At 62.3% G+C, this 21,584-nt stretch carries 22 protein-coding genes; all 22 read right to left on the bottom strand.

Annotated features, from left to right (window positions below; all coding sequences use genetic code 11):
• Nucleotides 1–77: 77 nt before the first annotated feature.
• The 22 genes from MTP40_RS04860 to ispF all read right to left on the bottom strand — a co-directional run bounded on the left by MTP40_RS04860 (nucleotide 78) and on the right by ispF (nucleotide 21,420).
• On the bottom strand, nucleotides 78–629 hold the full coding sequence (locus tag MTP40_RS04860) for a hypothetical protein (RefSeq protein WP_005932121.1): 552 nt from the start codon (nucleotides 627–629) through the stop codon (nucleotides 78–80).
• On the bottom strand, nucleotides 626–1,495 hold the full coding sequence (locus MTP40_RS04855) for a DUF5685 family protein (RefSeq protein WP_156069014.1): 870 nt from the start codon (nucleotides 1,493–1,495) through the stop codon (nucleotides 626–628). Before MTP40_RS04855 ends, MTP40_RS04860 begins: the two co-directional genes overlap by 4 nt.
• Before the next feature lie 18 nt (nucleotides 1,496–1,513).
• The gene (locus MTP40_RS04850) at nucleotides 1,514–2,713 is read right to left on the bottom strand and encodes a THUMP domain-containing class I SAM-dependent RNA methyltransferase (protein ID WP_097771022.1); all 1,200 of its coding nucleotides are present in this window, start codon (nucleotides 2,711–2,713) and stop codon (nucleotides 1,514–1,516) included.
• Nucleotides 2,714–2,799: 86 nt separating this feature from the next.
• Nucleotides 2,800–3,351: a S1 RNA-binding domain-containing protein gene (locus MTP40_RS04845; RefSeq protein ID WP_097772496.1), complete on the bottom strand. Its 552-nt coding sequence runs from the start codon at nucleotides 3,349–3,351 to the stop codon at nucleotides 2,800–2,802.
• 73 nt (nucleotides 3,352–3,424) lie between these two features.
• Nucleotides 3,425–3,730, bottom strand: coding sequence for a septum formation initiator family protein (locus MTP40_RS04840; RefSeq protein ID WP_035393978.1), 306 nt, complete (start codon nucleotides 3,728–3,730; stop codon nucleotides 3,425–3,427).
• A gap of 45 nt (nucleotides 3,731–3,775) precedes the next feature.
• On the bottom strand, nucleotides 3,776–4,246 hold the full coding sequence (locus MTP40_RS04835; RefSeq protein WP_097771019.1) for a hypothetical protein: 471 nt from the start codon (nucleotides 4,244–4,246) through the stop codon (nucleotides 3,776–3,778).
• Nucleotides 4,246–4,512, bottom strand: coding sequence for a YabP/YqfC family sporulation protein (locus MTP40_RS04830; RefSeq protein WP_005933464.1), 267 nt, complete (start codon nucleotides 4,510–4,512; stop codon nucleotides 4,246–4,248). The genes MTP40_RS04835 and MTP40_RS04830 overlap by 1 nt, the downstream gene beginning before the upstream one ends.
• Before the next feature lie 160 nt (nucleotides 4,513–4,672).
• A complete protein-coding gene (locus tag MTP40_RS04825; protein WP_005933461.1) occupies nucleotides 4,673–4,918 on the bottom strand; it encodes an RNA-binding S4 domain-containing protein in 246 nt (81 codons plus the stop codon).
• Between the two features lie 148 nt (nucleotides 4,919–5,066).
• Nucleotides 5,067–5,336 (bottom strand): HU family DNA-binding protein, encoded by a 270-nt coding sequence (locus tag MTP40_RS04820; RefSeq protein WP_005933459.1) that lies wholly within the window; start codon nucleotides 5,334–5,336, stop codon nucleotides 5,067–5,069.
• A 39-nt stretch (nucleotides 5,337–5,375) separates the two neighbouring features.
• The gene (locus tag MTP40_RS04815) at nucleotides 5,376–6,107 is read right to left on the bottom strand and encodes a MazG family protein (RefSeq protein ID WP_249259919.1); all 732 of its coding nucleotides are present in this window, start codon (nucleotides 6,105–6,107) and stop codon (nucleotides 5,376–5,378) included.
• A 194-nt stretch (nucleotides 6,108–6,301) separates the two neighbouring features.
• Nucleotides 6,302–6,748: a zinc ribbon domain-containing protein gene (locus tag MTP40_RS04810; RefSeq protein ID WP_097771017.1), complete on the bottom strand. Its 447-nt coding sequence runs from the start codon at nucleotides 6,746–6,748 to the stop codon at nucleotides 6,302–6,304.
• 181 nt (nucleotides 6,749–6,929) lie between these two features.
• Nucleotides 6,930–7,868, bottom strand: a complete 939-nt coding sequence (locus MTP40_RS04805; RefSeq protein ID WP_005933447.1) for a uridine kinase family protein — start codon at nucleotides 7,866–7,868, stop codon at nucleotides 6,930–6,932.
• A complete protein-coding gene (gene hemZ / locus MTP40_RS04800) occupies nucleotides 7,834–9,303 on the bottom strand; it encodes a coproporphyrinogen dehydrogenase HemZ (protein WP_249259918.1) in 1,470 nt (489 codons plus the stop codon). The genes MTP40_RS04805 and hemZ overlap by 35 nt, the downstream gene beginning before the upstream one ends.
• 18 nt (nucleotides 9,304–9,321) lie before the next feature.
• Nucleotides 9,322–9,939, bottom strand: a complete 618-nt coding sequence (locus MTP40_RS04795; RefSeq protein WP_097771015.1) for an MBL fold metallo-hydrolase — start codon at nucleotides 9,937–9,939, stop codon at nucleotides 9,322–9,324.
• Nucleotides 9,940–9,992: 53 nt separating this feature from the next.
• Nucleotides 9,993–10,454 carry a D-aminoacyl-tRNA deacylase gene (gene dtd / locus MTP40_RS04790; protein ID WP_097771014.1) on the bottom strand — a complete coding sequence of 154 codons (462 nt, stop codon included), beginning with the start codon at nucleotides 10,452–10,454 and terminating at the stop codon, nucleotides 9,993–9,995.
• A gap of 3 nt (nucleotides 10,455–10,457) precedes the next feature.
• Nucleotides 10,458–12,761, bottom strand: coding sequence for a RelA/SpoT family protein (locus MTP40_RS04785; protein WP_249259917.1), 2,304 nt, complete (start codon nucleotides 12,759–12,761; stop codon nucleotides 10,458–10,460).
• Nucleotides 12,762–12,765: 4 nt separating this feature from the next.
• Entirely contained in the window at nucleotides 12,766–14,907 is a 2,142-nt protein-coding gene (gene recJ, locus MTP40_RS04780) for a single-stranded-DNA-specific exonuclease RecJ (RefSeq protein ID WP_249259916.1), read from the bottom strand.
• Entirely contained in the window at nucleotides 14,904–16,259 is a 1,356-nt protein-coding gene (locus MTP40_RS04775; RefSeq protein ID WP_249259915.1) for a 5-bromo-4-chloroindolyl phosphate hydrolysis family protein, read from the bottom strand. Before MTP40_RS04775 ends, recJ begins: the two co-directional genes overlap by 4 nt.
• Before the next feature lie 9 nt (nucleotides 16,260–16,268).
• Nucleotides 16,269–17,864, bottom strand: coding sequence for an NAD(P)/FAD-dependent oxidoreductase (locus MTP40_RS04770; protein ID WP_249259914.1), 1,596 nt, complete (start codon nucleotides 17,862–17,864; stop codon nucleotides 16,269–16,271).
• A 175-nt stretch (nucleotides 17,865–18,039) separates the two neighbouring features.
• Entirely contained in the window at nucleotides 18,040–19,338 is a 1,299-nt protein-coding gene (locus tag MTP40_RS04765) for a CdaR family protein (RefSeq protein ID WP_249259913.1), read from the bottom strand.
• Nucleotides 19,335–20,237: a diadenylate cyclase CdaA gene (gene cdaA, locus MTP40_RS04760; protein WP_005933418.1), complete on the bottom strand. Its 903-nt coding sequence runs from the start codon at nucleotides 20,235–20,237 to the stop codon at nucleotides 19,335–19,337. The genes MTP40_RS04765 and cdaA overlap by 4 nt, the downstream gene beginning before the upstream one ends.
• Before the next feature lie 16 nt (nucleotides 20,238–20,253).
• Nucleotides 20,254–21,420 carry a 2-C-methyl-D-erythritol 2,4-cyclodiphosphate synthase gene (gene ispF / locus MTP40_RS04755; RefSeq protein ID WP_227611689.1) on the bottom strand — a complete coding sequence of 389 codons (1,167 nt, stop codon included), beginning with the start codon at nucleotides 21,418–21,420 and terminating at the stop codon, nucleotides 20,254–20,256.
• Nucleotides 21,421–21,584: the final 164 nt, after the last annotated feature.

The raw sequence follows: 21,584 nt of genomic DNA, 5'->3' as shown, positions 1-21,584 counted from the left end.
GGAAACTTTACGAAATGCCAAGGGCCCCACTATTAGGGGGGCTGGCGGGCGTAAGCCCGCCTGAGGGGTTTGACCCATTATCTTTTTCCCAACATCTTATGCAGTTTCGGCCGCCACACCAGCTGATACACCTGCAGCAGGTTGTGGAGCGCCCGGTCATACAGCAGAAAGGCAACGTTGCCCATGGCAAGGGTGGCCAGCGAGACCACCAGCGCGGTGGTCTTCAGCTCCTGCGAAATGCTGCCCGCAGGCACCAGCAGCAGCACCAGCCCGTACATGGCCAGCACGGCACCGTTGCAGAGCAGCAGCTTGCACAGCACCCGCACCAGCGGCAGACGAATGCGCTCAAACCGGGGCTTGACCAGCGGGTAATATCCCAGCAGGAACACAAAGACCAGCGCCACCTCCTTATCCGGCACAAAGAGCAGGCTGAGCAGGCTCACCGCGCCGTAGGCTGTCAGGGCCATGGTCCTGCCGCACTCCACGCAGACCGTGGCGATAAGCAAACTGGCCACCGCCGGGGCAATGAACATCAGCACCGGCACCACGGCCCCCAGCAGCATCAGGGCCACGCTCAGGGCAGCCGCCATGCCGCAGTAGGCCATCGCCCAGCTTTTGCGGGCCTTCACGGCAGCTCCCAGCGCACGGGCTGGTTCTCCGGGTCCAGCGGCTCCACCGCATGGCGCAGGCCCAGGATCATAATATTGTCGATCAGGCTCTTGTTCAGCTTGACATCCAGCATCCCGTAGGCGCGCACCAGATCGTTTGCCGCAGCCAGCGACTGCCGCCGGGCATTTTCCAGTGCAGCACCGGGGTCCTCGACACCATTGACCAGATACACATTGTACCGCCCGGCCCGCTTGTCACCGGCCACACGGCCCGCCTTATCCAGCAGGTAGAACACCCGCCCGATGCAGCTGCCGATATAGCGCATACTCTTGCGCTGGCTGTTCTCATCGGTGGCAAGCGTGGAGTAGAGCGCGCCGTAGATGTTGCTCATAGGCTCGGCAACCTCGGTGTAGTTCTTGGCGTTCAGGTTCATCTGAACGATCGCCTGCTCCTGCTCCTGTTCAAACAGCCGCTCCAGCGCGGGGTTCTCCTGCACGGCCTTTTCATAGGCGCGGCGGAGCAGGATGCGGTCGATGGTGCGCTTCACCCGCTGTTGGAAGGGCAGCTCGTCACAGCGGCGGTCCTGCAGCTTATGCCAGCCCAGCAGCACCTCCACCTGCGCGGCCAGCCGGATGCCCTGGGTCTGGCACATCATCGGCCTCCAGCAGAGCGTCCAGGGCAGGCGCACCTTTTTGCAGGTCGCCTCCCGCCCGGCCAGGCTGTCTGACAGCAGTGCGAACAGAACCCCGTTGTGCTGCAGCAGACTGCACGAGTAGAGCCCGTAGGTCGTGTTCAGCTGATACTGCACGCCCCGCAGATACCACTGGTAGATATTATAATCCCGGATGGTAAGCTCCGGAAGATAAGGCCGCATCGGACCGTCCATGTCTTTTTGTTCTCCTGTTTACTTTTTCTTGAACTCGACGGTACGCTTTCCGTCAAAGCCCTGCTTGGGCATCGGCTTTGCCTTGTGCTCAAACTTGGGGGCCTCGTAGTACATATACAGCTGGCAGGGGATCATACCGTTGTACATCTTGCGGCGCTTGTTGGCGCGCTTGCCGTAGTGGCTCTCAAACTCCATATCGGCAGTGATGGCGTACAGGCCCGCGCAGGGATGCTCAGCCATCTGCTGGCCCAGGGTGCGGGCCAGCTTGGCGGCACCCTCGATGGTGCTCATCCGCTCGCCGTACGGGGGATTGGTCAGAACGATGGCTTCAGGCTTTGCCGCAAAGTCAGCGACATCGGCCACCTCAAAATGGCAGCGCTTTTCCACACCGGCCAGCTTTGCGTTGGCATTGGCCAGTGCCACGGCGGCGGGGTCGATATCATAGCCAAAGGCTTCAAAGCCCACATCCAGCTTGGACTCTGCCAGCGCTTTCTGACGCTGCTCGGCCCAGAGGGAAGCAGGCACAAAGCTGTAACGCTCGGCGGCAAAACGGCGCTTGAGGCCGGGGGCAATGTTCATGGCCTTCTGGGCGGCTTCGATCAGCAGAGTACCGCTGCCGCAGAAGGGATCTTCCACCAGACTGTCGCGGCGGACACGGCCCAGGTCGGCAATGGTCGCGGCCAGCGTCTCACGGATGGGAGCTTCCATGGCGTTGCGGCGGTAGCCGCGCTTGTGCAGGCCCTCACCGGTGGTATCCAGCATGATCTCGCAGACATTCTTGCGCAGCATGAAGCGGATCTTGTACTCCGCGCCGGTCTCGGGCAGAACAGAGGTATGATGCTTGTTCATCAGGCGCTTGACCACAGCCTTTTTGATGATGCTCTGGCAGGCAGGCACGCTGGTGAGCTGGCTGTTCAGGGAAGAGCCGGTCACAGGGAAGGCGGCATCGGCGGGCAGCAGCTCTTCCCAGGGGATGCTGTACACGCCATCAAACAGCTCATCGAAGGTGGAAGCGGGGTAGGTGTTGAGGAGCAGCATCACGCGCTCCACCGTGCGCAGGTTCAGGTTGGCGGCAGCGATCATCTCCGGCCCGCCCGCAAAGGTCAGGCGGCCATCCCCTACCCGGATGTTCTCGGCCCCGATGCGGGTCAGCTCAAATTTCGCAGTTGCCTCGCAGCCAAAGAAGCAGGGCGCGATCAGTTCAAATTTTGCAGGCATTCTGGTTCCTTTCTTGTCCGTGGGCGTTGCCGCACCACCAAAAAACAGGCCCGCCCCGCTGGGGCAGGCCCGGTTCGTTCTATGGCTCAGCGGCCGCGGCGGGAGCGCGGTGCATAACCGCCGCCGCGGCGGTTGTTGGTCTCGTGGTCGAGGTCGGCCATCTTCTCCTCGCTCTGGCTCTTGAAGCGGCTCATCATATCCTCAAAGCTCAGGTTATCGCTCTTGGCCGGGGCCTTGGGCTGCCACACACGGGGTGCAGCGTCCCGGGCAGGGCCGCGCCCGCCCTCACGAGGGGGCCGTCCGCCGCCGCGGGAATTGCCGAAATGGCCGCCCTCGCGGGGGCCGTTCTGGCGCGGGCCGCCGGGCCGGGGCCCACGGTCACTGCGCGGCTGACGGGGTGCCGGCGGCAGCAGCCGCTTGATGGACAGCGCGATCTTGCCGTCCGGTGCAATGTTGATGACCTGCACCTTCACAGCATCGCCGTCGTGCAGCACCGTGTTGATATCCTGCACATATTCATTGGACACCTCGGAAATGTGGACCATGCCCGATTTGCCCTCAGGCAGCGCAACAAATGCACCAAAGGGCTTTACGCCGGTCACACGGCCTTCCAGTACGTTCCCTACCTCAATTGCCAAAACTCAATACTCCTTGCTCTCTTTTTGTGGGGGCACCGGGTCTGTCCGCAGAGCTGCCCGGCGGGGTGTGCCCTCAGTTGCCGGTCACATCCACAAAGATGCGCTCGTTGGGGGCTGCGTAGTTGTAAGAATCCCGGGCGACCCACTCGGTCACATCGTCAGCATCGCCGCTGAGGATGCGCTTCATCTCCTCGTTCTGGGTCTTTTGCTGTTCGATCTGCTCGCTCAGCGTCTGCAATTCCGCACGCCGGGAGCTGATGGACACCTGATTGGAGATGTAGGCCACCAGCATACTCAGCAGCAGCAGAATGAAGAAAAGACGAAGGATCGTCCGCACAAACGGGCTGCGTCTGCGCTTTTTCCGGGTGGTATTTGCCATTTTTCAGCGCCTCCTGTGCTCAGCAGGCCCGAAACGCCTGTACTCTTACTTTGATACGTTAGAATTATACAACAACCGCCGTGTGCTTGGCAAGTTCTTTTTCGGTTTTTTTGCGCTTCTTTTTTGCGTGCGGCGCGCTCTGACCTGCTCCGCCCGTTTTTTGCGGGCTGCTGCCAGCGGCTGCAATGCCCGCCGGGCCAGCCGGAGCGGCCCCGCTGCCAGCCAGAACAGCCCCTGTTCCAACGCCCGCAGGGCAGGCCGCAGAAGCCGTTCGGCCCCAAAGGCGCAGAGAAAGGCGCTGCCCGGCATGTACCACCGCAGCACGCCCCCGGCGCTCAGGGCGGCGGCATAGCTCTGCAGCCCCAGCAGGACAGCCCCCACAAGGGCCATATCCGGCAGGAACGCCGCCCGCCCCCTGACCGGAAACACCGCGCGCACGCTGCCCAGCACAAGGCCCAGCAGAGCGCAGGCAGCCGCCTCCTGCCCGATGAGCGCGGGCGCAAGAGCCGGTGCCATCAGCGGAGCAGCCGGGACAGAAAGCCGCCCGGGGTGCGCGCGGCGGTGTACTCCACCGTGTCGATGCGGCCCGTCAGCTTCACTTCCCCGCTGTCGAGGTCAAGGCTGGTCACGTTGAGCTGTGCCCCGGCCAGCTGCAGCACGCCCCGGGCTGTTTCAATGGCGGCGCTCTCCGCGTTGCACTGCAGCACCCGCCTGACTCCTGTTACCGTCAGCTTTTCCCGGTTCTCCAGGATGAGGTCGCTGTTCCCCGCCTGCTCTGCCATGCACCTCTCCCCCTTCTGGTGAAGGTTATGCAAACAGCTTCCGGGATAGAACCTCTCCGTCAGCCCTTCGGGCTGCTATCTCTCTAATAGGCGAGGCAAGAATGCAGCAGCATAAACCTGGCTTCCCTATTAGGGGAGCTGGTGCAAAGCGCCTGAGAGGTTATTCCGAAATGATCTCGTACATCTCCCGGGCCACATCCTTGGTGCGGGGCTCCACGTCAGAGAGCACCTTTACCTTGATGGGCCGGTTGCCGAAGGTGACCTCGATGATGTCTCCTTCCTTGACCGCCTGGCTGGCCTTGGCGATCTTGCCATTGATGAGGATGCGGCCCGCATCGGCCACCTCGTTTGCCACGGTGCGGCGCTTGATGAGCCGCGAAACTTTCAGGTATTTATCCAGTCTCATGTTATGATCCTCCAGAAAAGCAGAACCTCTCTGTCATTGCGCTTTGCCCGCCGCCGCGCCTCCGGACAGGAGAGCCGACGCAATGTGCCTGAGAGGTTTTACAAAAAAACCGCCGGAACCACTGCGGCCCCGGCGGCAAAAATCAAACTTACAGGGTATCCTTCAGAGCCTTGCCCGGCTTAAAGACAATGCTCTTGGAAGCAGCGATGGTGATGGGCTCACGGGTGCGGGGGTTGATGCCCTGGCGCTCTGCGCGCTCACGGATCTCAAAAGTGCCAAAGCCGGAGATGGTGATCTTCTCACCCTCGGCCATTGCCTTGCTCAGTGCATCGAAAGCGGCGTTGACAGCCAGCTCGGCGCTCTTCTTGCTCATCTCGGTGTTTGCTGCAACCTGTGCGATCAGATCGGTCTTGGTCATAATGGGGTACCTCCACAAAATTTTACTCAGCTTTTTCTATCAGACAGTGGCAGGGCGTTCCTGCCCGTCTGAATCTTCGGTCTTTTGCAGCAGCTCCAGACGGAACCGCCCGGATGCAAAGGTCAGGGCCTCTTCCGCGTCCACACCGGCCAGCCGCATGGCATTGGCCGCTGCAAACAGCAGCGCCCCGGCCCGCTCGGCGGCATTTTCCGGCACCGCTTCCTCCCAGCCGCGCTCGGCAGCCTTCAGGGCAGCGGCGGCATCCTCTGCCGTCTGCGCAAACGCGCCCTTGCGGGCGGCACGCTTCTGCATCTTCTGGGCATACATCAGGGCGGGCAGGGTGGCCGGAACCGTGTTCAGCTCATCCGCCAGCGTGGTGCGGCCCTTTTCCTTATTTTTGAGCGCATCCCAGCTGTTTATACCGGCATTTTCAGCCGCCGAAGAGGCAAAGATGTTCGGGTGCCGGAACACCAGCTTCTCGCACACCTCCCGGCAGACCTGCTCGAAATCGAACCGGCCCCGCTCTTCCTCAATGACGGTATGGAACGCCACCTGCATCAGCACGTCGCCCAGCTCCTCGCGCATCATGGCTGCGTCGTCGGCATCAATGGCTTCCAGCGCCTCGCAGGTCTCCTCCAGAAAGTTCTTCCGGATGGATGCGTGGGTCTGCACCTTATCCCAGGGGCAGCCGTTTTCTCTGTCACGCAGAATGCGGATGATCTGCAGCAGATCCTCCGCCGTGTAGCGTTCCCGTTCGGGCCAGTCCTGCATGGGTGCACTCCCCTTTCCTCTGCTCAAAAACCTGAGCTCGATTGTACCGCAGAATCTGCGATTTTTCAAGGGGACAAGCGCATTTTCCGGCTTTTCATTTCAATTGTTTCCAGAATTTTCACACTTTACCCTGTTTCTGTGCAGAAAGGGCGGCATCCCCCTACGGGGACACCGCCCTTTCAAGGCTTTTGGGGTTACAGCTGTGCGCCGCACTTGTTGCAGAACAGCGCATCCTCAGAGACCGGCGCACCGCACTGGGGGCAGGTCTTTTTGTCCGTGTCAGGCTTTTTGTCCTTTTCCACGGTCAGCTCAATGGTGATGCCGCTGCCCTCGGCGGGCTCCTCGTCCAGATCGTGGGTGATGACCTCGGCAGCGGGGCCAAGGCTCTCTCTGAGGGCGTTCAGGTTGGCCTCGATGCTGCCGATCATCTCGATATACTTATCCACAAGGGGCTGGTTCTCCTCGTTGCCCTTGGCCAGGCTGTAGACCAGCGCACCCAGCTGACGCTGTGCCCGGGCAAGCTTGGTCTGCTCCGAGACGATCTTTGCCTGCGTTCTGCCGCGCTCTGCCAGATCCATGGCGGCATTGCGGCCCTTTTCCGCGTATTCCAGACCCATTTCCTTGATCTTATTGAAATCCATAATGACACCTCTCTTACGGGCATTGGCCCTGTGTGTGCTGTCAGATGATGGTTTCATTATAGCGCACTCAGGCACTGATTGCAACGAATCCACCGCAACTTTTACAGTTTCGTGCGGATTTGGAAACAGTTTTTTCGCATTTGGACAAGAGAATGGAACATTTTCCCCGCAGAGCGCGATTTTATTTTACGGCACTGCCGTAGAACTCCCGCAGCATGCTGTCGGCGGGCAGAAGCTCCAGATCCAGCGGGACCACGTGCTCAAAGCGGCGGGCAGTCTCGTCCCAGAGCTCGGCGTTGTGGCCCTCCAGCGTGAACTGGCGGCGCACGATGCCCAGCAGCCTGGAGATCAGGCCAAGCTCATAGGTAAAGGAGGTGTCCAGCAGAAAATCCGCCGTGGTCTTGAAGCCCTTGATATACCGGGTCTCGCCGTCCAGCACCCGGTCCCACATGGCAAGGGTCTTTTCGGGGCTGCGGCCCCGGGCGGCAGCGTCCCGCAGGGTGCGGCGGCACAGGCGGATGTCCTGGGTGTTGATGACCCGGCGGCCGTCGATGGCATATTCCTCCCGCAGGCCGGCGTAGATGCGGTAGACATCCTCCGCAGGCACAAGGCCGGTGAGCTCCGGATTCAGGGCATGGATACCCTCCACGATGCAGACACCGCCCTGCAGGTCCACGGCCTCGGTCTCGTCGGAGCGCCGCTCGTTGGCAAAATCATAGATCGGCAGGGTGGTCCGGCCCGTCTCGCTCAGCTCATGCAGGCACTGCCGGACAAGGGGCAGGTCCATGGTATCGGGATTTTCGTAATCCAGGGTGCCGTCTGGCAGGCGGGGGTAGAACTCCGCCCCACGGAAAAAATTATCCAGGCTGACCACATGGGCGTATGTTCCCTGCCGGATCAGCTCCTCGGCCAGCTTGTGGGCGCTGGTGGTCTTGCCGCTGGCCGACGGGCCGGTGAGCATGACGATCTTGGTGCCGGAAAGGCGCACCTTTTCGGCGGCGTACTTCACGCGGTCGCGGTAGCTCTGCTCACTCAGGGCGGCAAGTTCCTGCGGACTGCGGGCGGCAACGTTGTACAGCCCGACTTCAACCAGACGTTTCGGGACCCAAATCGTGATCATAAAAATCAGCCACTCCTTTTTTGCGCTCCAGTACCTCCGCAAAGCGCTGGATATACTCTGTCGGATACTTGAAATTGAAGATGCGCTGCATCCGTCGGCCGCCGTCGGCCACCAGCTTGGTGCTGCCGCCTGCTCCGGCCGAAAGGATGGTCTGGACTTCCTCCATGATATAGATATTATAGTACCCCTCGTGGCCCGGCTTGCACCAGCCCACATTTTCCAGATTCTGCAGGGTGTTCTTTTGGCGGTAGAGGTAATAGGGGCGATATCCTGCATCGGCCAGCAGCTGGCATTTTTCCAGCATGGCCGCCACGTCTGCGTAGTCGTTCTCCTTCTGGTCCTCGATGACGATGCGGGAGGCCCGCTTGAGGGTCAGGGTGTGAACGGTGATGTTCTCAGGGTCCAGCGCGATGGCCTGCCGCAGGCTGTGCTCAAAGCCCGCGACCGTATCGCCGGGCAGGCCCGCGATGAGGTCCATGTTGATGTCCTCATGGCCCGCCCTCCGGGCATCGGCATAGCAGTCCAGAATATCCTGCGCCGAGTGCCTGCGGCCAATGCCCGCCAGCACCTCGTCCGAGAAGGTCTGGGGGTTGATGGAAATGCGGGTGGCACCATACTCTTTGATGACAGCCAGCTTTTCGGCATCGGTGCAGTCGGGGCGGCCCGCCTCCACCGTGTACTCCATCACCTTGGAAAGGTCGAAGTTTTCCCGCACCGTACCCATGAGCTGGCGGAGCTGGTCAGCGGACAGGCTGGTGGGGGTGCCGCCGCCGATATAGATGCTGCACAGCTTCAGTCCTGCCTTGTCGGCCTGCTCCCGGATGGCCTCCACCTCTCTGCACAGGCAGTCCACATAGGGCTGCACCAGCTTGCGGTCCCGGTCAAGGTTGCAGCTGACAAAGCTGCAGTAGCTGCACCGGGAGGGGCAGAACGGGATGCCGAGATACAGGCTGTACGTTTTTGGGGCGCTGCCCAGCTTCAGGATGGGCTCCTGCAGGTCGGCGATGGCCTTGGCCATGTCGTACTTCTGCCGGGAGCAGTCAAAACGCTCCAGAAAGAACCGGTCGATGTCGGCTTTGGTCCAGCCCGCGGCCCGCTTGTCGTGGATGAGCCGCACCGGGCGCACGCCGGTCATCTTGCCCCAGGGCGGGCGGATGCCGGTCCAGCTCCGCAGCAGGTCATAGGTCAGGCTGGCAAGGGTGAACTCCACCGTCTCGCCGCCTGCTTCCACGGGGCGGGGCAATGGAGCCGCCGCATCCCTGCTCTGGCCCTGCTCCCGCACCATGGCGTACAGACTATCCTCTTTTTTCTCGGCCCAGACACAGTCCTCGCCCTCTTCCGGCGGGGTAAGGGTGAGCGGAGCCATGGGGTAAAACAGGCGCACCAGATGCTCCACCTCGTAGCCGGAGGGCAGGCCGGTAATATAAATCTTCATGTTTTTCTCTCTTTATCCTTAAAAATCCGCATTCCCGCCGCGCAGGGCGCTGCGGATATAGAAATTGTTCGCCAGTTCCTCGCCAAGGGTAGAAAAATCCCCGTGGCCGGGCAGCAGCTGGGTCTCTTTGGGGATGGGCAGGCCCGCCAGCTTGCGCAGGCTGGCATCCATTTTCTGCATACTGCCGCCCTCCAGATCGGTGCGGCCAATGCTGCCCTGGAACACGGTATCGCCCACAAAGAGATAGTCCCCGCACAGCAGCACCACACCGCCCTCGGTATGGCCGGGGGTGTGCCAGACGGTAAAGGTCAGCTCATCCACGGTGAGCTTTTCCCCCTCCTGATAGCCGCTGTCCGCGCTTTTCAGGGGAAAGAGCTGGCTGCCCCTGCAGTCGGCAGGCTCACAGTAGATCCTGGCCTTCCACTCCCGGCTCAGCACCCCCGCACTGCCCACATGGTCATAGTGGCCGTGGGTACAGAGGATGGTGGTGAGCGTTGCGTTGTTCTCTTTAAAAATTTTATCGTACTCCTGCACTTCGGCGGCAGGGTCAATGACCACTGCATGGCCCGCATCGGAGATCAGGACAAAGCTGTTGGTATAAAGCGGCGCAGCGCCGAGAAGATGAAATGCTTTCATATCCTATATCCTTCTAACTGTTCAGATGTTCCGGCTTTGCCGGGGGCGGGCCGTTACGAGTGGTGCGCCCACTCGTCCGTGTCGATGACAATGGTGCAGGGCCCCTCGTTCACCAGAGACACCTGCATATCCGCGCCGAACTCGCCGTGCTGCACGTCCCTGAGGCCCTGCCGGTTCATCTCGGCAAGGAACAGCTCGTAGGCATCCACCGCAAGCGGGGCCCGGGCCGCTTTGATAAAGCTGGGGCGGTAGCCCTTTTTCGTGTCGCCGTAAAGCGTGAACTGGCTGACCACCAGTGCCGAATAGCCCAGGTCCTTTGCACTGAGGTTCAGCTTGTCGTTTTCGTCCTTGAAGATGCGCAGGCCCGCACACTTATCCGCCAGCTTGGGCACGATGTCCAGCGTATCGGTATCCCGGACACCCAGCAGGATGACCAGGCCGGGGCCGATGGAGCGTGGCTCCCCGCCGTTGACCCGGACAGAAGCGGAGGACACTGCCTGAATGACTGCACGCATGGTTTAACTCCTTGTCACTTTGAGCACATCCTTGACCTTGGACAGACGCGCCACCACACGGTTCAGGTGCTCGGTATTGTTGATGCCGATGGTCAGGCTGACCACGGCGCAGTTGTTTTCCACCTGACGGGCGTTCATGGTGTAGATGGGCACCCGGATATCGGCCAGAGCGCTCAGCACATCCCGCAGCAGCTCGTTGCGGTCCAGCGCCACGATCTCAAGGCCGGCCTTGTAGCTGTCCTTGACGCTGTCGGCCCAGTAAGCCTTGACCCAGCGGGGGGCGTTGGTGGGGTCCTTCATGCTGGAGATGGCATTGACACAGCTCTGCTTGTGGATGGACACGCCAAAACCGCGGGTGATAAAGCCCACGATGGGGTCGCCGGGCAGCGGGCTGCAGCACTTGGCAAACTTGATGGGGGTGTTGTCGAAGCCCTCCACCACCACACCGTCGGTGGCGTGGACCCTGCTCAGATCCACCTTGGCCAACTGCTCGTTCTTGCCCTCCTCGCTCTTCCGCTTCTGCCACTCTTCCTTCAGCTTGGGCAGGCAGTTGGCAACGGTGATGCCGCCGTAGCCGATGGCGGCATACAGCTCCTCGGCGTTGTTCTGGCGCAGGCGGCGGCAGCAGCTGCCAATAAATTCATCCAGCTCGTCGTCGGGGATGAAGATCATCTCCCGGCGCAGCTCCCGGGCCAGCGTGTCGCGGCCCTCCTGGATATTCTCCTCCCGGCGCATCTTCTTGAACCAGTTGCGGATTTTGCTCTTGGCCTCGCTGGTACGCACGATCTTCAACCAGTCGCGGCTGGGGCCCTTGTCCGCCGGGCCGAGGATGACTTCAATGATCTCGCCGGTGGAAACAACGTGGTCAATGGGCACCATCCGGTTGTTGACCTTGCAGCCCACCATCCGGTTGCCGACGGCGGAGTGGATGGCATAGGCAAAGTCGATGCAGGTGGCACCCGTGGGCAGGTTGATGACATCGCCCTTGGGGGTAAAGGCAAAGACCTCCTCGGGCAGCAGGTCGCTCTTCAGGTCATGGAGCAGGTTGCCGGAGTCCTCGCTGACGCGCTGGTTTTCCAGCAGCTGGCTGACCCAGGCCAGGCGCTCGTCCAGCTTATCGTGTCCATCCAGCCCTTCCTTGTACTTCCAGTGGGCGGCAACGCCGTACTCTGCCTGTTCATCCATCTTGCGGGTGCGGATCTGCACTTCAAAGGGGATGCCCTCGTGGCCGATGACGGTGGTGTGCAGGCTCTGGTAGCCGTTGGGCTTGGGGGTGGAGATATAATCCTTGAAGCGGTTGGGCAGCGGGTGGTACATATCGTGGATGAGGCCCAGGGTGCTGTAACACTCGGCCAGCGTATCCAGAATGACACGGACGGCATAGATATCGTAGATCTCATCGAAGGACTTGTTCTGCATGATGGTCTTGCGGTAGATGCCGTAGATGCTCTTGACCCGGCGCTTGATGGTGGCACCCTCGATGCCGCTCTCCTTCAGCCGCTGCTCGATGACACCGGACACTCTGGCAAGGAACTCCTCCCCTGCACGCTCGCTCAGCATCTTGCTGATCTCCTCGTAGCCCACAGGGTCAAGGTAGTGCAGGCTGCGGTCCTCCAGCTCCTCCTTGACGTTCAGGATGCCCAGACGGTTGGCGATGGGGGCATAGACCTCCATCGTCTCACGGGCCTTGTCGCGGCGCTTCTGCTCAGGCCAGGCATCGCCGGTGCGCATATTGTGGAGCCGGTCGCAGAGCTTGATGATCATCACGCGGACATCCCGGCTCATGGCCAGCAGCATCTTGCGCAGGTTCTCGGCCTGCAGCTCCTCGATGTTGGAGAACTGGATCTTGGTCAGCTTGGTCACGCCGTCCACCAGCAGGGCCACTTCCTCGCCAAAGGCGGCGGTCAGGTCCTCCAGCGTGGTGGGGGTATCCTCCACCACGTCATGGAGCAGGGCGGCGGCAATGCTCTCCGAATCCATGCCCAGATCCAGCACCAGGCGGGCCACGGCCAGCGGGTGGCAGATGTAGGGCTCGCCGCTGCGGCGGCAGACCCCGTTGTGCGCCTTGTTGGCAAGGTCGTAGGCCTTGGTGATCATCTCCATGTTGTAGGCCTTGCCGCTGGCCTTGATGGCCTCGCAGAGCTTCTCCCAGGTAACGATCTCAGGCCGCACCTCGCTGGGCAGAGCACCCTCGGGCGCATCGGCCGGCAGGGCCGTAGCGTTCACGGTAGACACCTCCGGCACCGGCTGATGCAGATGCGTTTTTGCGGAGTAAAGATCCTCCGCCGGTTTCTTTCCCTCTGGCATATTTTTATTCCTCCAGACATTTCAGGATGGGGGCATCGGCCAGGTTCTTCTTGCCTGCCGTGGGAACCAGCTCCCAGAACTTTGCCCCGCCGCGCTCCACGGCGGCGATCAGGCCCACCTGTTCCAGGGCCGTCAGGGCCACCAGCGTTTTGCCGGTGTGCTCCTCCCCCAGCTTTGCAAACAGGGGCTGCATATCCTCGGCGTGCCAGCGCCGGGCCTGCAGTTCCCGGTAAACGGTAATGATATCACTGCGCTCCGGTGCGATCAGGGCGCGCTGCTGGGCAGTCAGCGGGCTGCCGCGGCGCAAAGCCTGCACCAGCGCGGACTGCTGAGCGGCGGCGTTGCCAAAGCCCGCCGGGTGCAGCTCCAGAATGCGTCCCGAAAGCTGCGCGCCCCGGGCAGCCTCGTAAACCGAGAGGCTCAGGGCCGCGTCCACCACATCGCCGGTGGCATAGGGCAGCTGCTCCGGGTGCATCCCGAACCAGACCGCATAGATGCAGGCATTGCCCTGCCGCAGGCGCAGGCGGCAGTGCCGCCCCTCCGAGACAGGGTAGACTCCCTCCACCACGGCCTTTTCCAGCAGGAACACCGGGGCGGGGTTCTCGGCACCGTAGGGAGCCAGCTGGTCCAGCCGCCGGACGGATTCCACCGTGATGCGGTCGAGATGGATGGACAGGTCGCATTCCAGCGGCGGGGTCACCAGCACCGGGCACTCCCGGGCGGCCCACTCGTTCAGGCGGCGGCGCAGCTCCGGCAAATTCTCCTCCCGTACCGAAAGGCCCGCCGCCATGGCGTGGCCGCCGAAGCGGAGGAGAAGATCCTCACAGGAGGCAATGCAGGCGTGCAGGTTGAAGCCCTGCACACTGCGGCCGCTGCCCTTGCCCTCGCCGTGCTCATCAATGGACACCACGATGACGGGGCGGCCGGTCTTTTCCACCAGCCGGGATGCCACGATGCCAATGACACCGGGGTGCCAGTCCCGGCCCCAGATCAGGATGACCCGGTCCTCCAGAATGGCGGGCTCGGCCTCCAGCTGGGCCTGCGCGGCCTTGGCGATCTCGCCCTCGGTCTCCTGCCGGGCGGCGTTGATCTCGTTCAGTTTATGTGCCAGCTCGGCAGCGCGTTCCTCATCCTCACACAGCACCAGCTGCAGGGCGGTCACAGCGCTGTCCATCCGGCCCGCCGCGTTGATGCGGGGGGCAATGGCATAGCTGACATTCTCGGCGGTCACGGGCTTGCCGCCCAGCCCCACCTCATCCAGCAGGGCCAGAAGGCCGGGCCGGTCGGAGTGCTGCAGCAGGTGCAGGCCCGCCTTGACCAGGGTGCGGTTCTCGCCGGTCAGGGGCATCACGTCCGCCACGGTGCCCACGGCGGCAAGGTCGCCGCAGTAGTCCAGCATCTCCTCGGGCGGACAGCCGTCCAGCGCGGCACAGAGCTTGAAAGCCACACCTGCGCCGCACAAGCCCTTGAAGGGGCTGGTATCATCGGCGCGGCGGGGGTCCACCACGGCAACGGCCTTAGGCAGAGTATCATGGGGCAGATGGTGATCGGTGACGATCAGGTCCACCCCCAGTGAAGCCGCATACTCGGCTTCCTCCAGCGCGGAGATGCCGTTGTCCACCGTCACGATGAGCTGGCAGCCCTTATCGTGGATGGACTGGATGGCATTTTTGGAAAGGCCGTAGCCATCGCCTTCACGGCTGGGCAGCATGCACTTGACGTTGGCTCCCATCCCCTTGAGGTGCTGGTAGAGCAGGGCGGTGGCGGTCACGCCGTCCACATCGTAGTCGCCAAAGACAACAATGGTCTCTTCCCGGTCGATGGCATCGAGGATACGGGCACAGGCCTTGTCCATGTCGGTCAGGAGCATGGGGTCGGTCAGTTCTTCCTCGCCCGACAGCAGGGTCAGGGCCTCGGCGGGGTCGGTGATGCCGCGTGCGGCCAGAATGCCTGCCAGCAGGCCCACCTCCTTCTGCTGGGCGGCCAGCGTCATCTGATATTTTTCCTCGCTCCACGGCTCCCCATCCATCGTTTCCATGGCGCGGTTTTCCAGCTCCTCAGTGCTCTGCTGGGCAATGGCCGCGGTCAGCTCCTTCAGGGCAGAGCGGTCCAGCGGCTTCAGGTTCCAGGCCCGGTAGGTCGTCATAACAATCCCTCCCCGGTCAGGCCGTCATTGGCCAGCATTCCCTGCAGCGCGGCGATCTCGCTGGAAACATCCATGGCAACGTCAGAAAGCAGGTTATCATACAGGTTGCTGTACGCCTGATTCAGGGTGTGCAGGATGCCCGCGATGTCCCGGCGGATGGTCTCTGCATTTTCGCCCTGCTGGCCCTGCACATCGTTGTAGGTGTGCAGCAGCTTGAGGGTGGTGGGGATATAGTATTCCGCAAAGCGGCGGGCCTTGGGCAGGCTTTCCGGGTGCGCTTCCAGCCACTCGCAGATGGCGGTGGTGGTCTTTTGCATCGTTTCCAGCTCTTCCCGGCCCTGCGCGTCCTGCATGAGCTGCTGCTCCTGCTCCAGCACCTTGGCAAAGCGGCGGGCCGTTTCGAGGTTGAGGGGCGTTTCCGGCGCGGCCTCCTGCTCCGGCTGCGGAGCCGGGCGGGCGTGCTCTGCGGCGAGGGCCTCCTGCGCGGCGCGGTAATCCTCCGCCGTCAGGTACACAGTCTCCGTTTTCTCATCCAGCCATGCATTCAGCCAGCCCTTGCGGATGCTTTTTTTCAGCCGCTTGAGCGTTTTTTTCTTTTTCTGGTGGGTCAAGTCGGCCAGCATCTCCACCGGCAGGCCCTTGCCGCTGTCCATGCTGTCGGCAAGGTCGGCCAGCTGGCCCATCTGCCTGCCCGCTTCCCTCTGGGAAACGCCGCAGGCCGCCATCCAGCCAAAGCCCGCCGTGGCAAGGCCCAGCACGCTGCTGACGATGCCAAGCACGTTGTAGACGGTGTTCATAGCGTAGTCCGTGCCCGTCATCAGGATGCCGCCGCCCTCAGCAGTCGACACCACAACGTCGCCCAAAGCAGCCGGTGAAATAATGCCCAGCCCGATGAGGCAGCCCACTGCGCCCAGCCCGAAAAGCACCGCAAAGATGATGCCCACGGCCAGCAGAGCCACGCCCGAGCTGTAACGCTCCTTGGCGCATTTCCGCAGCTTTTCCACCGGGGTCAGCTCCGGGCGCGATGCAAAGAAATTTCTGGCCCACTGGGGCATCCCGGCGTACTGCTCTGCCGTGCCGCCGTTGGCATGGGCCTGCCGCTGGCTCTGGTAGTAGCTGTCCCGGGCCTGCCGCATGGCCTTGCCCGCCTCCGAGATGCCGTAATTGGCCGCATGAACAGCGGCCTTGCCCACATCAAAGGCCCGGTCGCCGATGTCCATGCCCCGACCCTCAAAGCCATGGGCAAAGGCATCGGACATGGTGTCGCCAAAGGCGCGCAGCTGCTCTTCCAGCTCCTGCTGCACCTGTTTTCCCTCGTTTTCTTGTGTTGTATCGTTTTCACGATGATTCATCAATATTTCTCACCCTTCTGCCGGTGCATACCGGCCGATGATCGCACGGGCGACCCGCAGGCCGTCCACGGCGGCGCTCATAATGCCGCCCGCATATCCGGCCCCCTCGCCGCAGGGGTACAACCCCGCCAGCTGGGCCGATTCCAAGGTCTCCTCCCGTTTCAGCCGCACGGGGCTGCTGGTGCGGGTCTCAAGGCCCGTGAGGATGGCTTCCGGTGCGGTGTAGCCCGCAATCTTGCGCTCGTAGGCGCGCAGGCCCGCCCGCAGGGTATCGGCCAGCTCCCCGGGCAGCAAAGCTCCCAGATCCGCAGCCACAACGCCCCGGTCATAGGTAGGCTCCACCCGGCCGATGTTCAGCTGGCCTTTGCCCTCCAGAAAGCTCTGCACGTTCTCAGCCGGAGCCGCATACGCCCCGCCCCGGCAGCCTGCAGCGTAGGCTTTGGCCTCCAGCTCCCGCTGGAAAGCGATGGCCCTGCGCGGGTCGCCCGCAAAATCCTCAGCTCCCACGCTGACCACCACCGCCGCGTTGGCATTTTTGCCGTCCCGGGCGTGGTAGCTCATGCCGTTGGTGACCACATGGCCGGTCTCACTGGCCGAAGCCACCACCTGACCGCCGGGGCACATGCAGAAGGTGTACACGCACCGGTCTCCCACATGCTGGGAGAGCTGATACTCCCCGCGCGGCAGGGCCGGATGCCCGGCAGCCTCGTGGTACAGGCTCTTCTCGATCTCACTCTGCAAGTGCTCTGCCCGGAAGCCCACGCTGAAGGGCTTGCACTCCAGCACAAAACCGCTGTCCATCAGCATCCCGAAGGTATCCCGGGCCGAGTGGCCCACGGCAAACACCAGCGCTTCACAGGGGAAGGTCCCGCCGGTGGTAAAGATGCCGGTCAGCCGTCCGTTCTTCTGCTCAAAACCGGTGAGGGCCGTGTTGAAGTGCACCTCGCCGCCCAGAGCCTCGATCTCCCTGCGGATGGAGGTGATAACGCCCCGGAGCAAGTCGGTGCCCACATGGGGCTTCTGCTTCCAGGCGATCTCCGCCGGAGCACCGTGCTGCAGAAACACCTCGGTGACAAAGCCGCAGAGCTCATCCCCGATGCGGGTGGTCAGCTTGCCGTCCGAAAAGGTACCCGCGCCGCCCTCGCCAAACTGGATGTTGGCGTTGGGGTCCAGCTCACCGGTGGCAGAGAAGTGCTCCACCGCCTTCACACGCTCGTCCAGCGCGGGGCCGCGCTCCAGCACGATGGGCTTATAGCCCTGCCGGGCCAGCAACAGCGCCGCAAACAGGCCCGCCGGGCCCAGCCCGCAGACCACAGGCCGGTGGGGCAGGCGCTGGGTGCCGTTCTGAACGCTGAGATCCGTTTTGCCGCGGATAGCAACGCAGGGCGAGGCCCCTGCATACGCAGATTCCTCACCCTCGTCCTTGAGCGTTACCGCTATGGTATACACCAGCTTTGGCTGCCCGTGACGGGCATCCACCGACAGCCTGGCCACGCCCAGATGGGCCGCCTTGCTGCGGGGGATGCGCGCCAGATGCAGCGCTTTCTCGAATGCCTGCGGCTCCCCGGCGGAGAGCGGCAGGCGGATATCACGCACTAATATCATCTATCAAGTTTCGCTTTCTATTTTCAGCCTCCTCACCCTCTCCGTCATTGCTAACGCAATGCCACCTCCCCCAAAGTGGGAGGCCTTGGCAATATTTGCAAACTTCATCTTTATGCCAAGGGCTCTCCCTTCGGGAGAGCTGGCGAGCGAAGCGAGACTGAGAGGGTGAGCCAGCTCAGTTACTTTCTATCTTGCACTGGATAACATAGCTCCCCAGCGCAAAGATTCTGCCATTGGAGGGCACGTACAGGCGGCAGGCAATGTTCTGCTGCCCTGCGGCCACATAGAAATCATCCGCATCGATCTCAATGACCACCTGCTCGGGCACCAGCGTATCCAGCAGACCCGCCGGGCCGCAGAGGGTCACATTCATCAGCCGCTCGGTCTGCACGGTCAGGGTATAGGTGGAGGGCAGATTGACCACCTGCACGCAGCTGGCGGGCAGGTTCATGGTCTTGGTCTCGAGCCTGGAGCTGTCGAAGCTGACCGTGATGCTGGAAATGTTGTCCAGCAGGCGGATGTTGCCCGGCAGCTCGATGGGCAGCTCATACACCTTGTTCGGCGCAAAGGTGGAAAGATCGATGGTGCCAACAGACAGGGTGGAGAGCTTTTCGATCTGGCTCTCGGGCCCGGCGACATTCAGGGTCTGCTTGCTCAGGGAGTAGACCAGCACCGAGGGATCAAAATTCCGGGGCGCGTTGATAAAGCTGACCGACACGGGCAGGGTGGCCATCTTGTAGACCTCCAGCGTGACCTCCACGCTGGACTCCTCCAGATTCGTGTATTCAAACTTGACCTCACTGCCGCTCTTGGTATAAAAGCGCAGGGCGGTGTCCAGCGTGACAGAATCGGTGAGCTCCCCCTTGTGGGTCACCTCGGCGGTGCAGGTCTCCACCTTATCGATCTCGGTGCTGGGGCCGGAGAGGGTCACCGTCTCCTTGGAGAGCTCGGTGTCATAGAGGATATAGCCGTCCGCAATGGTCAGGTAGTTGGTGGTCACGGTGATGGGCACCGTTTTCTCCTCCACCACATCAAACACCACGTCCACGCTGTTGTCGCCGCCCTCAATGGAAACGGACACGCCATTGAGCAGGGTATTCACGCCCCGCACCTGCAGATGCAGGGTCTTTTCGCCGCTGTCCCGCACGCCGGACCAGTCCGGGTAGACCACGAAATCAGAGGAAGTCAGGCTGCCGATGGTGTAGCCATCGCCCGAGAGCTTCAGGCTGACATACTTTTCCGGCGCGCTGACGATGCTCAGGCCCCGGGAGGTGTACGCGGCGGAATCATAGGTGAAATCCACCGGCACGTTGTTGATGGTGCGGGTGGTGCCGGGCTGGACGACGATGGTGACCACCATCCATGCCACAATGGCACCCACGATGGCCAGCAGCAGCCGGATGCGGCGGTCGTCCAGAATGCTCTTGGTGTGCTGGATGGCAGGCTTTGTGCCGTTGGTACGATTGCTGCTCACTGCTGCTCATCCTCCTCTTTCTGGTTCATCCAGTTCAGCAGGCTCTTGACCTTGCCGCGCCAGCCGTCGGCAGCTGCCTTTTCGCTGGCGGTCTCCTTGGGGATCATCTCATCCACCAGCCGGGTGTACAGGGTCTGGCGGTCAAAGTGGCGGATCAGCACACCGTTCTTTGCCATGGAGATGATGCCGGTCTCCTCACTGACCACAACGGCAATGGCATCCGAATTCTCCGCAATGCCCAGGCAGGCGCGGTGGCGGGTGCCCATATCCTTGCCCAGATCCAGGTTGTTGGACAGGGGCAGCACACAGCCCGCCGCCTTGATGCGGCCATTCTCAATGATGGCGGCACCGTCGTGCAGGGGGGTACCCTCATAGAAGATGGTGCCCAGCACCTCCAGATTGACGGCACTGTTCACAGGCGTGCCGGTGCGCACGATCTCAGAGAGGTTGGTGTTGCGCTCCAGCACGATCAGGGCACCGGTCTTGGTCTCGGAAAAGCGCTCGGCGGCATCGCAGATGGCAATGATGGCGCTGCGCCAGGCCCCCTTGAAGCTGGGGTCGTTATAGCGTCCCTTGATGTTGAAGAGCTTGCCCGCCCACTGGTCGGTCTGGCCCATCCGCTCCAATGCGCGGCGGATCTCCGGCTGGAACAGGACCACCAGCGTCAGCAGGCCGACCTGCAGCAGCGAGTTCAGCAGCCAGGTGACGGTGCGCATGTTCAGCACGTTGGCCACCAGATAGACCGCCAGCACCAGCAGTGCGCCCTTGGCCAGCTGCCCGGCGCGGGTGCGGTTGATGATGCCCAGCAGCTGGTAGATCAGGAAAGCAATGATGACGATATCCAGCAGATCGGCCAGCTTGAAGGTTTGGAAATTGGCGATGATCGAATTCAGAGTCATCAGAGTGTCTCTCCCGTTACAGCTTCTCGATCAAGGCGACAGCATGGGCGGCAATGCCCAGGCCCTCGCCGGTAAAGCCCAGATGCTCCTCGGTGGTGGCCTTGACGCTCACAGCATCCACCGGCATCCCGAAGGCTGCGGCCAGATTTTCCCGCATGGCGGGGATGTAGGGGGCCAGCTTGGGCTTCTGGCAGAGCAGGGTGGAATCGATGTTCACGATCTTCCAGCCCTTCTCCCGCATGATGCGTGCCACATGCTGCGCCAGCTGCAGGCTGTCGGCACCGGCGTAGGCGGGGTCGGTATCCGGGAAGTGCTTGCCGATGTCGCCCAGCGCGGCGGCACCCAGCACAGCGTCCATCACGGCGTGGGCCAGCACATCGGCATCCGAGTGGCCCAGCAGACCCTTTTCAAAAGGCACCTCCACACCGCCCAGGATCAGCTTGCGGTCCTCGACCAGACGGTGAACATCATAACCATGACCAATGCGCATATCATTTCCTTCTTTCTGTTCGGCGCGGGGCAGATCCTCCCGCGTTGTGATCTTCAGATTGGCGTAATCCCCCTGGGTCAGCTGCACCGGGCGGCCGGTCAGTTCAAACAGGCTGCAGTCATCGGTGACCAGGCGGGCTTTTTCCGCATCCAGCTCGTCCAGCGCGGCCAGATACGCCGCACGGTCGAAGCACTGGGGGGTCTGCACCGCATACAGGGTGCTGCGGTCAGGGGTATCAGTGACCATGCAATGCTCCGGCACGGTCTTGCCGTCGCCCCGCACAGCCCGCTTGACGGTATCCTTTACCGGCACGGCGGGGGCGGCAGCACCGCAGGCAGCGGCTGCCTCCAGCGCCGCCGTGATGACAGCCTGACTGACAAAGGGACGGGCGGCATCGTGGACAGCCACCAGCTCTCCGTGGGCGGCCAGTACGCCGTTCTTCGCGCTCTCGGCGCGGGTCGCGCCGCCCTGCACCACCTGCACCGGCTTTGTGCAGGCCGCAGCCTGCTGTTCCAGAAATGCCCGGTTCTTCCCGGCCACCAGAACGATCTCGCTGACCAGCGGACACTCCGCAAAGGCGCGGATGCTCCGCTGCACCACGGTCTCCCCGCCCAGATCAAAGCTGAGCTTGTCAAACCCCATGCGGGTGGAAGACCCTGCCGCCACCAGAACGGCTGATACTTTCTTTTCCAATTTCTGCACCTGCCCTGCTCTTATTCTCCCGGGAAATACCACCCGGGGCACAGATAGAATAAACCATGTTTTATTATACCGTATCGCCCGGCAAACTGCAACCGATTTTATACAGCAAAAACGCCCCTCTGCGGCAGGGCAGAGGGGCAAAAACGCTTCTTGGG

The organism is Faecalibacterium sp. IP-3-29 (assembly GCF_023347335.1).
Classification (GTDB): Bacteria; Bacillota; Clostridia; order Oscillospirales; family Ruminococcaceae; genus Faecalibacterium; species Faecalibacterium duncaniae.
Note: the sequence above shows the minus strand (reverse complement) of the source record. Positions and strands in the feature narration are given on the sequence as shown.

Excerpts from the sequence above, each read along its gene's own strand:
- MTP40_RS04775 (WP_249259915.1), bottom strand. The coding sequence starts at position 16,259 with ATGAATCATCGTGAAAACGATACAACACAAGAAAACGAGGGAAAACAG.
- hemZ (WP_249259918.1), bottom strand. The coding sequence starts at position 9,303 with ATGAAGATTTATATTACCGGCCTGCCCTCCGGCTACGAGGTGGAGCAT.
- MTP40_RS04840 (WP_035393978.1), bottom strand. The coding sequence starts at position 3,730 with ATGGCAAATACCACCCGGAAAAAGCGCAGACGCAGCCCGTTTGTGCGG.
- MTP40_RS04855 (WP_156069014.1), bottom strand. The coding sequence starts at position 1,495 with ATGGACGGTCCGATGCGGCCTTATCTTCCGGAGCTTACCATCCGGGAT.
- MTP40_RS04805 (WP_005933447.1), bottom strand. The coding sequence starts at position 7,868 with ATGATCACGATTTGGGTCCCGAAACGTCTGGTTGAAGTCGGGCTGTAC.
- MTP40_RS04785 (WP_249259917.1), bottom strand. The coding sequence starts at position 12,761 with ATGCCAGAGGGAAAGAAACCGGCGGAGGATCTTTACTCCGCAAAAACG.
- MTP40_RS04795 (WP_097771015.1), bottom strand. The coding sequence starts at position 9,939 with ATGAAAGCATTTCATCTTCTCGGCGCTGCGCCGCTTTATACCAACAGC.
- MTP40_RS04835 (WP_097771019.1), bottom strand. The coding sequence starts at position 4,246 with ATGGCACCGGCTCTTGCGCCCGCGCTCATCGGGCAGGAGGCGGCTGCC.
- MTP40_RS04830 (WP_005933464.1), bottom strand. The coding sequence starts at position 4,512 with ATGGCAGAGCAGGCGGGGAACAGCGACCTCATCCTGGAGAACCGGGAA.
- MTP40_RS04825 (WP_005933461.1), bottom strand. The coding sequence starts at position 4,918 with ATGAGACTGGATAAATACCTGAAAGTTTCGCGGCTCATCAAGCGCCGC.
- MTP40_RS04815 (WP_249259919.1), bottom strand. The coding sequence starts at position 6,107 with ATGCAGGACTGGCCCGAACGGGAACGCTACACGGCGGAGGATCTGCTG.
- recJ (WP_249259916.1), bottom strand. The coding sequence starts at position 14,907 with ATGACGACCTACCGGGCCTGGAACCTGAAGCCGCTGGACCGCTCTGCC.
- dtd (WP_097771014.1), bottom strand. The coding sequence starts at position 10,454 with ATGCGTGCAGTCATTCAGGCAGTGTCCTCCGCTTCTGTCCGGGTCAAC.
- cdaA (WP_005933418.1), bottom strand. The coding sequence starts at position 20,237 with ATGACTCTGAATTCGATCATCGCCAATTTCCAAACCTTCAAGCTGGCC.
- MTP40_RS04820 (WP_005933459.1), bottom strand. The coding sequence starts at position 5,336 with ATGACCAAGACCGATCTGATCGCACAGGTTGCAGCAAACACCGAGATG.
- MTP40_RS04850 (WP_097771022.1), bottom strand. The coding sequence starts at position 2,713 with ATGCCTGCAAAATTTGAACTGATCGCGCCCTGCTTCTTTGGCTGCGAG.
- MTP40_RS04810 (WP_097771017.1), bottom strand. The coding sequence starts at position 6,748 with ATGGATTTCAATAAGATCAAGGAAATGGGTCTGGAATACGCGGAAAAG.
- MTP40_RS04770 (WP_249259914.1), bottom strand. The coding sequence starts at position 17,864 with ATGATATTAGTGCGTGATATCCGCCTGCCGCTCTCCGCCGGGGAGCCG.